The following is a 13,155-nucleotide window of genomic DNA, read 5'->3' as shown; positions in this document are numbered from 1 at the left end:
GCCGCTGTGCCGGAATTGTCCAGCTAGAATGAGACACAGCCCACACGCGGAAGACCCGGCCATGCGCTTGACGTGGATGGTTATCGGCTTGACCCCGGCCCTGCTCGCAGGCCCTCTCCACGCAGCCAACACCGCGACGGCCGAAATCGCCGAAGACAAAGCCAGGGTGCTGGAAGGCAAAGTCGCCGACGAGGCCCCGCCCCCGAAACAGAGCGAGACCCTGACTCCTGGCGAGGTCCAGGCCATCGACCCAGCCGGCCAGGCGGCCCTGGACGACAGCATCACGTGCCTGGCGCGCACCCTGTACTGGGAGGCCAAGGGCACCGACGCCAAGGACATGGAGGGCGTGGCCAACGTGGTGCTCAACCGCGTGGGCCACGATGGTTTTCCGAACACCATCTGCGGCGTGGTCAAGCAAGGCATCGAAACCCGAAGCTGCCAGTTCTCCTGGTGGTGCGATGGCCGCCCCGACCAGGTCGAGGAAGAACAGCGCTACACCATCGCCAAGGAAGTCGCGCGCAAGGCGCTCAACCAGCAGCTCCCCGACCGCACCCAAGGCGCGCTGTACTTTCACGACCGCAACGTCCGCCCCGACTGGACCAAGGGCTACATCAAGACCGTCGAGACCCGGCACTTTCTGTTCTACAAACCGAGCCAGGCCCTGGCGCGCTAGAAGTCGATGGTCCCGGAAAACTTGACCAGGCGCGGGTCGCCCTGGGTCAGGTAGCCGCCGTTGGCCGAGGCCCAGTAGTTCTTGTCACTGACATTCTCCACGTTCATGCGCAGGGTGAGGTCCTTCTCCTGCAGCTTGAAGCGATAGCGCGCACCGACGTCGAAGCGGTTCCAGGTCGGCAGGCTGAGGGTATTGGCCGGGTCGGCGTACTGCCCGCCGGTGCGTAACATACGTGCGTTGAGCGCCAGGCCCTCCAGGCCCGGCACGTCCCAGTCGACGCTGGCGTTGAGCTGGAAGGTCGGCACGCCGACCGCGTGATTGCCGTCATTGGCGCCGTCCTGGGTGTTTTTCAGTTCGGTGTCCATGCGCGTACCGCCCACCATCAGGCGCAGGCTATGGATCGGCTCGCCGAAGAGGCTCAGTTCGACGCCACGGTTGACCTGCTCGCCGTCCTGGACGAACACACCGTTCTGGTTGTAGCCATCGGTAGGCCGCTCGATCCGGAACACTGCCAGGCTGGCGCCGTAGGTCTGGCGGTCGAGCTTGATACCGGCCTCGATCTGCTTGGTCTTAGCCGGAGGGAACACCTCGCCGAGGTTGATCACGTCGCCCGAGGCGGTCGCGCCCTGGGCCAGGCCCTCGATGCGATTGGCATACAGCGAGACCGAGGGCGTGGCCTTCCAGACGATGCCGTACACCGGGGTAGTGACCGATTCATCGTAGAAGGCATTGCGGCCCGCGTCGGGGCCTTCGCCATCATAGGCATAGCCCTCGACGCGCAGTTGCTGGCGACGTACGCCGGCAGTCAGCAGCAAGGTGTCGTCGAACAGGCCGACGGTGTCCGACAGAGCGAGGCTACGGTTGCGGGTCTTGCCGGTCACGCCCGGGTCATTCAGCTTGCCACCGGTGAAGGTGGGTGTGGTCGGCTTGGGCAACGGGTCAGTGTGGTAGATGTTGGTATCGGCGGAGTTATAGAAAACGAAGGCATTCTCCTGCTGGGTCCAGATACTCGCGCCACCGAGATTGAGCTGGTGGCTGACCGGCCCGGTCCAGAAACGGCCGTTGATTCCGCCCATGACGGTGGTGTTGTCCTCATTGTGCGGGATCATCGAGCCACCAATGCTCGCCGCCCCCGTGCTGGCGTTGGTCAGGATCGGCGTGCCGTAGAAGCCTGTCTCGCGGGTGTGCTTGGCGCCTGCGGCCAAGTACGCGCTCCAGTTGTCACTCAGGTCCCAATCACCACGGGCCATGCCGAAAGTGTCTTCGGTTTCGGTGTATGTCCAGTCCTGGCCGTAGTTGTGGTCAGCATCCGGCGCGCGGGGAATGTGGGTCACGCCCGCGTCCAGGCGCACCGAATTGCGCAGGTGGTTGACCCGCTGTTTCTGGTAGCCGAAATCGGTGGATACGCGGAAGGTGTCGCCACGGTAGTCCAGGCCGGCGATAAACAGCTTGCTGCGGTGGTCCTGGTCATCGATGGCTGTCTCGCCCTCGCGCTGCGACAGGTTCAGGCGCACGCCGAAGCGGTTATCGGCACCGAAACGCTGGCCAATATCCAGATGCTCGCCGAGGCGGCCATCAGTGCTGATGTCCTGGGTGTAGCGACGAGTCGGCGTGTCACCGGCACGCTTGGGCTGCAGGTTGACGTTGCCGCCCAGCCCTGTGCCGGTCGGGCTGGCGCCGTTGAGAAAGGCATTGGGCCCCTTGAATACCTCGACTCGCTCTACCGCATCGATGGAAATCATCTGCCGCGGCAGCACGCCGTACAGGCCGTTGAACGAGACATCGTCGCCATTGAGCGGCAGGCCACGGATAACGAAGACCTGGGATTGGTTGCCAAAGCCGAACGACTGGCGCACCGACGGGTCGTTGAGCAGCACATCGCCGATGTCTTCGGCCTGCTGGTCCTCGATCAACTGCGCGGTGTAGCTGGTCATCGTGAAAGGCACATCCATAATGTCCTGGTTGCCCAGCACGCCCATCTGCCCGCCACGGGCCACCTGGCCGCCGGCGAAGGGTTCAGGGAGCTCACCGCGCGGGGTCTTGAAGGCCTCGGCGCTGACAGCGGTGGCCCCCAGTTCGATGGCACCATCGGCAGCATGGACAGTGACGCCGAGGGAACAGCCAAGAGCAAGCAAGGTCGGACGTAAAGGACAGGATCGTGCCATGGAAGGCTCCCCCACATAATTAAATGAAGGCCTTCCTGGCAATGAGATTGCTTATCACCCAGATCAGGCTAGCAGATGGAATACAAACCATTACCAATCACTCGCACTTTTTCACCAGTGGGTGGTCTACTCCCCCTTTTGCCATACGCAATCGATTGCTACCGGCCTTTTACCCTGCATCAGGCGGGGCAAAATGCCATACGCTTGTGTAGGATGAGCAGCGAACCTCAAGGTCGCTGCCAGCCATAGGGAGATTTTCATGCGAGTCCTGTCATCCGTTGCTCCCCTTGTCGCCCTGTCGCTGGGCCTGGCGTTCTGCGCCAGCGTCCAGGCGGGCGAGGAAGCGCAACTGATCGATTCGATCAACGCCTACCGCAGCCAGGCGCAGCGCTGTGGCGGCGAGGCCTCCCTGGAGCTGCCACCACTCAACAGCGACACTCGCCTGGCCCTTTCGCCGGAAGGCACCCGCGACCTGCAGCAGGCCATGACCCGAGCCGCCTATCCCATGGTCAATGTCCAGGCCATCAGCCTGTCCGGCCCGCGGGATGCCCAAGCGGCGATGAGCGCCATCCAGGAGAGCTTCTGCCAAGTAGTGCTCGACCCCCAGTTCGTCGACATCGGCGTCAGCCAGGAAGGCCGCGATTGGCGCATCGTCCTGGCGCGCCCGCTGATCAGCGGGCGTCTGGGCGACTGGCAGGCCGAGGGGCAGAAGCTGCTGCAAGAGGTCAATGCCGCCCGTGCCCAGCCTCGCCAATGTGGCGGCCAGCCCTTCGCCGCCGCCGGCGCGCTGACCTGGAACGCCACCCTGGCCGGGGTCGCCGCCACCCACACCCGGGCCATGGCGAACCAGAACTTCTTCGACCATATCGACCATGATGGGCGTACCCCGGGCGACCGCGCCGAACTGGCCGGCTACCCCTACCAGCAGATTGGCGAGAACATCGCCGCTGGCCGCGACACGCCGCACAAGGTGGTCAATGGCTGGCTGGCCAGCCCCGGCCATTGCGCCACCTTGATGAACCCGGACTTCCATGACCTCGGCGCCGCCTATGCGGTCGACCCGAAGAGTGACGCTGGGATCTACTGGACCGCGCTGTTCGGCACGCCCTAGCCGGGCCGAACAACGCAAGGGGACTTTGAAAGCCGGCTCTTGGCGTTGACGCTTGCGGGGCGCTCAGGCGGCCCTGCCGAAGTAGGCCGACGGCGACACGCCCAGCGTGCGGCGGAACATGGCGCTGAACGCACTGGGGCTGTCGTAGCCCAGGTCCAGTGCCACATCGAGGATCGAGTGCCCGGCCGCCAGGGCGTCGAGACTGGTCAGCAAGCGCATGCGCCGCAACCATTGGATGAAGCTGAGCCCCGTCTCGCGCTGGAAGGCGCGGGTCAGGGTACGCGGGCTGATACCGCTGTGCCGGGCAGCTCGCTGCAGGCTCCAGTCCTCGGCCGGTGCGGCACGCAGGGCCTGGCACAGGGCGAGCAATTGCGGATCGCATGGGCTTGGCACATGCAGGGCCATGACCGGCAGCACGCGGATTTCGTCGAGGATCAGTTGCATGACCCGCTCATCGCGCCCGCCTGCTGGAACATCGGCCGGGATGTCCATGGCACTGATGATCAATTCGCGCAACAGCGCAGAGATCTCGATTACCTGGCACTCCCTCGGCAAGTCCGGGCGAGCCTGGGGGTCGATGAACAAGGTGCGCATGCGCACCATCCCGGCGATCTTCAGGTCATGCTCCACCGCAGCCGGCACCCAGACACCGCGCCCCGGCGGCACCACCCAACTGCCCTGGCGCGAGTTGACCGTGACCACCCCGCTCAAGGCATGGATCAACTGCGCGCGGTCATGGCAATGCGGAGCGATGCGTTCGCCGTGACGGTAGTTTTCCGCGAGGGGGAGGATGGCCGGTCGGGTCATGGTGATGCTCGGCAAGGTCGGGCCTGAATAGTTGGCAGGGGCGTCATCCTGGAGCAAGCCCATGCGAGAGTGCAATGCTCCCAAACTGGAGGCATTGCAGGAGCCTGAGCCAACGTAGCCTGGCCAGAAGCACAGCCATGGGCAACACGCCTCATCGGCTGCGCAAGAGCAACGAGGCCAGTGCACACCCCAACAGCGCCACGCAGGACACATAAAAGGCATCCGAATAGGCCATCAGGTAGGCCTGCTCCCGCACGCTGCCATCGATCAGCGCCAATGTCTGCATGACCTCCGGCAGTTGCGGTTGCAGCAGCCCGTCAGGCAAGCGCTGTTGCAGGGCGTTGTCGAACTGAGTCAGCCCCTCGCCCACCCGCACCGAATGGAAACGCTCGCGCACCGACACCAACTGGGTCAGCAATGCTGTGCCCAACGCCCCGCCAAGGTTACGCAGCATGGAAATCAGCGCCGAGGCCGAGCCGGCCTGTGTCTTGTCCAGCCCCTTCACCGCCAGCACCGACAGGGCCACCATGATCAGCGGCTGGCCGATGCCACGCACCACCGTCGAGGGAATGATCACGTTCTTCGCCGCATCCCCCGTCAGGTGCGCGCCCAGCCAACACCCCAGCGCCATGATGGCGAACCCGCTGGCCACCAGCAGCTTGCCGTTGAGCCAACGCATCAGGCGGGGCAACAGTGGCGCCAGCAGCAACTGGACCATGCCATAGGCAATCAAGGTGACGCCGATCTCGCTGGCGCTGTAGCCCTGCACCTGTGAGAGGTAGTTAGGTACCAGGAACACCAGACCGAAGGTGGCCGCGCCGAACACCGCCATGGCCAGGCTGGAGACACCGAAGTTATAGCTGGCCAGTAAGCGCAGGTTGATGAAAGGCCGCTGCCCCCACAACTGGCGCTGGATGAACAACGCCAAGGCGAACCCCGCCAACAGACTGAAGACGATGATGAAACGCGAGTCGAACCAATCCTTGCGCCCTCCCTCCTCCAGCACCACCTGCAGTGCCCCTAGGCCCAGGGCCATGGCCGCGATACCCAGCCAGTCGGCCTGGCGCAGGGCACTGCGGTCTCCCGCCTGGCCCTTGATCGACCACGCCACTGCCGTCAGCAACGCCAGCCCTGGCGGCAGTTGCAGGAGGAAAATCCAACGCCAGGAATAGGCGTCGGTCAGCCAGCCGCCAATGGACGGCCCGGCGGCCTGGGCCACGCTGTTGGACAGGCTGAACAAGGCCATGCCCATGGGGATGCGGCTGGCCGGCAGCTCAGTGATGATCAACTGCATCGACAGCGGAATCAGCACCGCGCCGGAAGCGCCCTGCACCACACGCAAAGCGATCATCCCGGCCAGGTTGGGCGCCAGCGCGCAGCTCACCGAACTGACCAGGAACACGAACGAGCCCACCAGCATGACCCGGCGCAAGGAGAACACCTGCACCAGCCAGGCGGTCAGCGGAATCATGCTGATCTCCGCCACCAGGTACGCGGTGGAAATCCAGGAGCCTTCCTCGAAGCTGGCCCCCAGGGCGCCTTCGATCTCGGGCAAAGCGGCGCTGGTAACGTGCACGTTCATGCCCGCCATGAAGCAACCGAACAGTCCGCCGATCACCGCCACCCAAGCGCGCAGGGAGACCTTTTCCTCAACTGCCATGGGCCGGCTCCCGGGTATCCACCGTGGCGATCACCGACATCCCGGGCAGCAAGCGCGGCGCCTCTTCGCTTACGGCGTCCAGGCGGATGTGTACAGGAAAACGCTGGACGATCTTGGTGAAATTGCCGGTGGCGTTGTCCGGCGGCAGCAAGGCGAACACCGCGCCAGAAGCCGGCGCCACGCTGTCCACGGTGCCTTGCCAATGACGGCCGAAGGTGTCCACCTCCAGGGTCACCCGTTGCCCGGGGCGCAGACGCTCCAACTGCGTCTCCTTGTAATTGGCCACCACATAGGCCTGGGCCAGCGGCACCACCGCGAGCAAGGGCAAGCCAGGGTTCACGTACTGTTGCTGGCGCACCTTGCGCTGCCCCACCACACCGTCGAAGGGCGCACGGATTTCCGTATCGGCCAGGGCGTTGCGCGCCAAGGCGACGGCAGCGCCAGCCTGGTCGAGCGCCGCCTGGCGCTGGCGCAACTCAGCCTCCAGTTGTTGCGCCTGCCGCTGCAAGACCTGCTGGCGGGCCCTTTGCCGCGCCAACTCGGCGTCGGCAGCGCGTTGCTGGGCCAGGGCCCGCACTCGACTGGCCTTGGCATGTTCGAGGCGCTGGACGCTGGCTGCATGCTCTAGTGCCAGCACCCGGTAGCGCTGCCAATCCCGGTCTGCGCGCTCGGCCTCGCCAACACTGGCACTGCGTTCAGCCTGGGCCCGTGCCACCGCCTGGACCTGCTCCTCCTGTTCGGCCCCAAAGGCACGCAAGCGGGCCTGTTGCACCTGCACCGCCGCAGCGCTGACGGCCAGGCGGGCTTGCGCCTCGCGCAAGCGCTCACGGTAGTCCCGGTCATCCAGGCGCACCAGCAGGTCGCCGGCCTTCACCGACGCATTGTCGGCCACCAACACGTCAGCCACATAACCACTGACCCGACTGCTGATCGGTGCCCAATCGGCACGTACATAGGCATCATCGGTCTGTTCGAGAAAGCGGCCGCTGCTCCACCAGTACAAGCCATAACCCACCAAGGCGACACTGGCGCAAGCGGCCAGGCCATAGCGCAGCCGTTGCTGGCGCCGCTCAGCACGGGTGTTCAAGGGGGGTTGCGGATCGGGGGTTACCGCTTGGTTCATGCTCGGGCTCCATCCTGTCGGGCGAGGTGTCTCGCCCGGGGTCATTTCCAGGAGGGCAGCTTACGGGGTCACCCGTTGTCGTTCACGCGCGAATCCACCAGCAACCATCGCGAAATGGACAGGCTTCAGGGGTTCAGGAAGGCCAGCACTTCGGCTGCCGCCTCCTCGGGACGTTCCTGCATGAAACAGTGGCCGCCGGACACCTGCTGGGTCGTCACGGCCGGGTTGCTGGCCGCCAGGCGCTTGGCTGAGTGAGGCACGAAGGGATAGGTATCCGCGCCGTAGAGGATCCGGACCGGTGTACGGATCTCGCCCAGGGTCGCCCACATCCGCGCCGGGAAGGAGCTGAAGATCTCCACCTCGCGGCTGGGCCGGCACTTGAGCACCACACCCTCGCCGCAGTCGCCGATGGCATGCTCCACATAGGCCTGCAATGCCGTTTCGCTCCAGCCCTTGAAAATGCCCCGGCCCTGCAGCGAAGCCAGCGCCGCTTCGCGGTCCGGCCAATGGCGGCGGCGCATCGCCGCCTTGCGCGCCAGGGCGTGACGCCGGTGCAGGCCAACCAGCGCGGCGGCCCCCATGATGCCGATCATCCGCCGGCTGAACAGCACTGGGTCCAACAGTACCGCGCGCTGGAACAAGCGGGGCTCGCGAGCCAGGATCAAACCGGTGAGCACGCCACCAAAGCTGTGCCCCAAGGCGTAACAGGGCGCCTCGCCATACTCGCCGCGCCCGACGGCGAACGCCTCCACAGCCAGCTCGGCAGTGCGGTTCCAGCCGCGGAACACACCGCCATGATCACTGTCGCCATGGCCCTGCACATCACTGAGCCACAGGTCGAAGTGTTCGCCCAGATGCATCAGCATCGGTTGATAGGCCAGGCTGCAGAAACCGTTGCCATGCAGGAAGTGCAGCAGCGGCCGCCCGCTGGCCGGCGAACGCCAGCCGCGCAGGGTAAAGCCCTCGGAGCAATCATGGGACCAGGGAATCAACTGCATTGGATACTGCACTCATCGGTCTAGGAAAATGCCGATTCTACAAAGAGCAGTGGATACAGGGATATCACCAGCAACGCTGCCATCAACAGATTGAACACCATCAACCAGCGCGGATTCTGCAGCAGGTTGCGCAGCGCGCTGCCGAACATCACCCAGATACCTACGCTCGGCAGGTTGACCAAGGCGAACAGCGTGGCAATGACGATCACGTTGAAGACATAGCCCTGGGCCGGCGTGTAGGTGGTGATCGCCCCTACCGCCATCACCCAGGCCTTGGGGTTGACCCACTGGAAAGCCGCCGCGCCCCAGAAACCCAAGGGCTTGCGCGTTCCGGAGCCGTCAGCCGAAAGCGGCCCGGAGGTGGCGATCTTCCATGCCAGGTACAGCAGGTAGGTAGCGCCCAGGTAACGCAGGATGCTGTACAACGGCGGCCAGGCCTTGAATACCTCACCCAAGCCGAACCCCACCGCCAGCACCATGACCATGAAGCCGACACTGATGCCCAATGCGTGGGGAATCGAACGGCGCACGCCGAAATTCACGCCCGAGGCCAGCAGCATGGTGTTGTTCGGCCCCGGGGTGATCGAGGACACGAAGGCGAAAAGCACGAAGGCAGTGAGCAGGTCGAACGAGCTGAGCATGGCAGGTAGTCCATGGGCGTCTGGGGTGTGATGACAGTAGCGGACTGTCCCTCGCCTGCGACCCGTACAGTTACCACAAATTGTGCCACTACAATTCACTGTACCTATATGGAATTCGGCCCGGCCCTCGGCAAAACCGCCCGGCTGACGCTAACATGGCGCCCTGCCCTCAACCGGAACCGTCGCAATGTCCCTGACCATCCGCCCTGCCCAGCGCGCCGATGCCGCGCAGATCCTCGCCTTCATCATCGAACTGGCCGATTACGAACGCGCCCGCCATGCCGTGGTGGCCAGTGTTGCCGACATCGAGCGCACGCTGTTCGGTGAGGACGCCAAGGCCCAAGGTCTGATCTGCGAACGCGACGGCCAGGTCATCGGCTTTGCCGTGTACTTCTACAGTTACTCGACCTGGCTCGGACGCAATGGCATCTACCTCGAAGACCTGTACGTCACCCCAGGGCAGCGCGGCGGCGGCGCCGGCAAGCAGTTGCTGCGGCATATCGCCCGCGAGGCCTGTGCCAACGGCTGTGGCCGCCTGGAGTGGAGCGTGCTGGACTGGAACGAGCCGGCCATCGGTTTCTACCGCTCGCTAGGCGCCGAAGCCCAGGATGAGTGGGTGCGTTACCGCCTGGAAGGCGAAACCCTGGAACGCTTCGCCCAAGGCTGAACTGCGCGCTCCATTGCTGGCAGACACTGCCCCCCACATTGGTGCCGCATTTAGGAATCTTCCTTCGCGCCAGCAGGAAGTTTCCTATTTCAACTCGCCAATTTTCAAACCCATGATCCCGGACTGAACAACAGGGTGATGTGCCCCGCCCCCTGTGAACACAGCTCCCGTATGCCGCACGAGGTCTCGCCATGGAACCCGCGAAGTGCCCCACCACCCAGCTCAAGCACAGCCTGCGCCAATTGATGCAGCACGACGTCTCCAACCCCGACGACGATCCACACTGGAGTGGCGTGATGTTCTTCTGCGCCACTGACGAGCACACCCGCGCCCTGATCGAAAAGATCGAAATCCTTGCCAGCGAAGCCTTCTTCGACCCACGCGGCCGGGCCATCATGCAGCATGTCCGCGCCGCCGCCATCGAAGGCGTCCGCGTCAAGCAGCTCAAGGATGCCCCGGCCGACGAAACCATCATCCGCATCTGCCTGCCCAGCAAGGCCTATATCACTGTGAGCGCCGCCAGGCTCTGAGGCATGGCGGCCTCTCCAAGGCTGGTCTATCTTTGCGTCCTGCTCAAAAAACAAGTGCCCCGTGACGGCTGTTTCCCGGGCGTGGCGGGGGCGATACTGCCCTCCTACCCTTCGACACAGAGGAACCGCCCCATGATTATCCCAGCACTCGGCCTCGGTACTTTCCGCCTCAAGGACCAAGTGGTGATCGACTCGGTCAGCCAGGCCCTTGAGCTCGGTTACCGGGCCGTTGATACGGCACAGATCTACGGCAACGAGGCCGAGGTCGGCCAGGCCATCGCCAACAGCGGCGTTGCCCGTGAAGAGCTGTTCCTGACCAGCAAGATCTGGACCGAGAACTACGCCGCCGACAAGCTGATCCCCAGCCTGAAGGAGAGCCTGCGCAAGCTGCGCACCGACCACCTAGACCTGACCCTGATCCACTGGCCATCGCCTGGCGGCCAGGTGCCGGTCAGCGAATTCATGGGGGCCCTGGCCGAAGCGCAGAAGCAAGGCCTGACCACGCACATCGGCGTCTCCAACTTCACCATCGACCTGCTCAAGCAGGCCATCGAGGTGGTCGGCGAGCAGGCCCTCGTCACCAACCAGATCGAGCTGCACCCTTACCTGCAGAACCGCACCGTGGTGGGCTTCATGCAGGAGCAGGACATCGCCGTGACCTCCTACATGACCCTGGGCTACGGCAAGGTGCTGCAGGACCCGGTGATCCAGGCCATCGCCGAACGCCACGGCGCCACACCGGCCCAGGTGACCCTGGCCTGGGCCATGCAACTTGGCTATGCGGTGATTCCATCCTCGACCCGCCGCGAGAACCTGGCCGGCAACCTCAAGGCCCGCGACCTGCACCTGAGCGAGCAAGACATGGCCCAAATCGCCGCCCTCGATCGCGGCGAACGCCTGTGCGCCCCGGAAGGCCTGGCACCAGCCTGGGACTGACCTGCATAGCTGCCGGCGGGGCGGGAATCGGGTTAACCTGAGCCCCCGCCCCTACCGGACCGCGCCATGGAACTGCACATCCGCCTGGCGCGCCTGGATATCGACCCGGCGCTGGACCGGGTCCGCGATACCTTGCAGCGCCTCAACTGAGCGGCGCTACCTCGCCTATCGGCCGTGGCCGCCCCATGGCGCTGGCATAGCCCTGCGGGGCGAAACGTGCCGTCACCAGCAACATGGCCATCACGCTCAGGGCCAGCAGCAGCCATGACGCCTGGAAGTCACCGCTGACATCGCGCAGCCAACCGGTGATGTAAGGCACGATACCCGTGATGATGAAGCCGATACCCTGGACGAAGGCCGCCAAGCTGCCCGCTTCGGCGGGCGTCTTGAGGTGTTCCAGGGTCAAGGTCAGGCTCAGGCTGAAACAGGCGCCCAGGCCCAAGCCGATCATTGCCACCCACAGGCCCATGGCCAAAGTGGGCGCCAGCAACAGGCCGAGAAAACCGCACAGCTGGATGGCCAGGGCCAGCCACAGGCCGGGTCGCCGGTCGGCCAGCCGGCGCAGCAGCAAGGGCAGCCCCAGCGCGCCGACGACCTGGAAGATGGTCATCAGGCCAACCAGCTCACCGCCTCCCTGAGCCGTGCCGCCGTGCTCCAGGTGATAGGCCGGTAGCCAAGCCACCATGCTGGTGTAGCCGCCATTGATCAACCCGAAGTACACCGCCAGCAGCCAAGCCCGGCGATTGCCAAACCAGAACCCGCCGCCGGCCCCACTTACCGTGGCCGTGCTTTGCCGGGGGCGCAGCAGACACCAGCAGACCAGCGCCAACAGCGCGGGTACCGTCCAGATGCCTAAGCCAGCCTGCCAGCGCTCGAAGTGCGCGCTGACATGGGGCCCCAGCACCGCCGCCAGGCCACCGCCACTCATCAGCGCCGCCGAGTACAGGCCCATGGTGGCCGCCAGGCGGGTGGGAAACCAGCGGTTGACCAGACCGGGCATCATCCCCTGCACCACCGCCACCCCCAGTCCGGCCAGCACCGCGCTGGCGATCAACGCCCAGGCGCTGTCCAGTTGCAAGCGCCAGAGACAGGCCAGGGCGATGGCCGATAGCCCGATCAGCATGCCGCCATGTTCGTTCAGCCAGCGTCGCAACCAGGGCTGCAACAACGGCATCAGGCCCATGCACAGCACCGGCAGCGCCGTGAGCAAAGCCGCCTGCTGGTAGCCCAGGCCCGTGCTCTGGCGCATGGGCTCGAGCAATGGCCCGATGCTGGTGAGGATCGGCCTCAGGTTCAGCGCCAACAGCACGACCAGAAGCAGGTTCAACGCGTTTCTCATGCCGGGTGTACCTGCCGCCACTGCAGGTACAGGTCAGCCTCGCCCGCCGGTTTCAGGGGGCGCAACGGCAGGCTCTGCTGCTGGGGTGGCCGGGCCATCTGCGCATACACCTGCGCCGTGGACAGGCCATAGGGCTCGCCCTCGTCATTGTCGTAGGCGAACCAGGCGCGCTCGATACCGCACAGGTGCATGGCTGCCAGGCACATCGGACACGGATGGCCGCTGGCATAGATCTCGGCGCCGTCCAGGCGCGGCCGCCCCAGGCGTTGCGAGGCCTGGCGGATCGCCTGCAGCTCGGCGTGAGCGGTGGGGTCCTGGGTGCTGTGGATCTCGTTGACGGCACGGGCGATGACCTGCCCCTGGTACACCAGCACCGCGCCGAAAGGCCGCCCACCGGCCTTGATATTGGCGCGGGCCAGTTCCAGGGCCTCGCGCATGAAACGTTCATCGGGCATGGAAAAACTCTCCGGGTGCAAGAGCCGCCATTATCCCGGGCCGGGCCGAT

Annotated in this window: 13 protein-coding genes; 5 read left to right on the top strand and 8 right to left on the bottom strand. The window is 65.1% G+C overall.

Annotated features, from left to right (window positions below; genetic code table 11):
* Window positions 1-61 precede the first annotated feature (61 nt).
* Window positions 62-673 carry a cell wall hydrolase gene (locus ACYU03_RS11345; RefSeq protein ID WP_461890736.1) on the top strand — a complete coding sequence of 204 codons (612 nt, stop codon included), beginning with the start codon at window positions 62-64 and terminating at the stop codon, window positions 671-673.
* Here the strand turns inward: ACYU03_RS11345 and ACYU03_RS11340 are convergent.
* Complete coding sequence (locus ACYU03_RS11340; RefSeq protein WP_461890734.1) at window positions 670-2,838, bottom strand: TonB-dependent receptor; 2,169 nt, start codon at window positions 2,836-2,838, stop codon at window positions 670-672. The two genes, ACYU03_RS11345 and ACYU03_RS11340, sit on opposite strands and share 4 nt — an antisense overlap.
* Window positions 2,839-3,097: 259 nt before the next feature.
* Here ACYU03_RS11340 and ACYU03_RS11335 point away from each other — a divergent pair, with 259 nt between their 5' ends.
* A complete protein-coding gene (locus tag ACYU03_RS11335) occupies window positions 3,098-3,949 on the top strand; it encodes a CAP domain-containing protein (protein ID WP_461890732.1) in 852 nt (283 codons plus the stop codon).
* 63 nt (window positions 3,950-4,012) lie between these two features.
* Here ACYU03_RS11335 and ACYU03_RS11330 read toward each other — a convergent pair whose 3' ends face one another.
* The 5 genes from ACYU03_RS11330 to ACYU03_RS11310 all read right to left on the bottom strand — a co-directional run bounded on the left by ACYU03_RS11330 (window position 4,013) and on the right by ACYU03_RS11310 (window position 9,178).
* Window positions 4,013-4,756: an AraC family transcriptional regulator gene (locus ACYU03_RS11330; RefSeq protein WP_461891444.1), complete on the bottom strand. Its 744-nt coding sequence runs from the start codon at window positions 4,754-4,756 to the stop codon at window positions 4,013-4,015.
* A 151-nt stretch (window positions 4,757-4,907) separates the two neighbouring features.
* Complete coding sequence (locus tag ACYU03_RS11325) at window positions 4,908-6,416, bottom strand: MDR family MFS transporter (RefSeq protein WP_461890730.1); 1,509 nt, start codon at window positions 6,414-6,416, stop codon at window positions 4,908-4,910.
* The gene (locus tag ACYU03_RS11320) at window positions 6,406-7,539 is read right to left on the bottom strand and encodes an HlyD family secretion protein (RefSeq protein ID WP_461890728.1); all 1,134 of its coding nucleotides are present in this window, start codon (window positions 7,537-7,539) and stop codon (window positions 6,406-6,408) included. The genes ACYU03_RS11325 and ACYU03_RS11320 overlap by 11 nt, the downstream gene beginning before the upstream one ends.
* 125 nt (window positions 7,540-7,664) lie before the next feature.
* The gene (locus tag ACYU03_RS11315; protein WP_461890726.1) at window positions 7,665-8,537 is read right to left on the bottom strand and encodes an alpha/beta fold hydrolase; all 873 of its coding nucleotides are present in this window, start codon (window positions 8,535-8,537) and stop codon (window positions 7,665-7,667) included.
* Window positions 8,538-8,557: 20 nt separating this feature from the next.
* Window positions 8,558-9,178, bottom strand: coding sequence for a LysE family translocator (locus ACYU03_RS11310; RefSeq protein ID WP_461890725.1), 621 nt, complete (start codon window positions 9,176-9,178; stop codon window positions 8,558-8,560).
* Between the two features lie 187 nt (window positions 9,179-9,365).
* Here ACYU03_RS11310 and ACYU03_RS11305 point away from each other — a divergent pair, with 187 nt between their 5' ends.
* The 3 genes from ACYU03_RS11305 (at window position 9,366) to dkgB (ending at window position 11,311) form a co-directional block, all read left to right on the top strand.
* The gene (locus tag ACYU03_RS11305) at window positions 9,366-9,845 is read left to right on the top strand and encodes a GNAT family N-acetyltransferase (RefSeq protein ID WP_461890723.1); all 480 of its coding nucleotides are present in this window, start codon (window positions 9,366-9,368) and stop codon (window positions 9,843-9,845) included.
* A gap of 191 nt (window positions 9,846-10,036) precedes the next feature.
* A complete protein-coding gene (locus ACYU03_RS11300) occupies window positions 10,037-10,375 on the top strand; it encodes a hypothetical protein (protein WP_461890721.1) in 339 nt (112 codons plus the stop codon).
* Window positions 10,376-10,507: 132 nt separating this feature from the next.
* Complete coding sequence (gene dkgB, locus ACYU03_RS11295; RefSeq protein WP_461890720.1) at window positions 10,508-11,311, top strand: 2,5-didehydrogluconate reductase DkgB; 804 nt, start codon at window positions 10,508-10,510, stop codon at window positions 11,309-11,311.
* 142 nt (window positions 11,312-11,453) lie between these two features.
* Here dkgB and ACYU03_RS11290 read toward each other — a convergent pair whose 3' ends face one another.
* Entirely contained in the window at window positions 11,454-12,650 is a 1,197-nt protein-coding gene (locus ACYU03_RS11290; RefSeq protein WP_461890718.1) for a CynX/NimT family MFS transporter, read from the bottom strand.
* Entirely contained in the window at window positions 12,647-13,105 is a 459-nt protein-coding gene (locus ACYU03_RS11285) for a nucleoside deaminase (protein ID WP_461890716.1), read from the bottom strand. The genes ACYU03_RS11290 and ACYU03_RS11285 overlap by 4 nt, the downstream gene beginning before the upstream one ends.
* Window positions 13,106-13,155 lie beyond the last annotated feature (50 nt).

The organism is Pseudomonas sp. X10, assembly GCF_054889225.1.
Note: the sequence above shows the minus strand (reverse complement) of the source record. Positions and strands in the feature narration are given on the sequence as shown.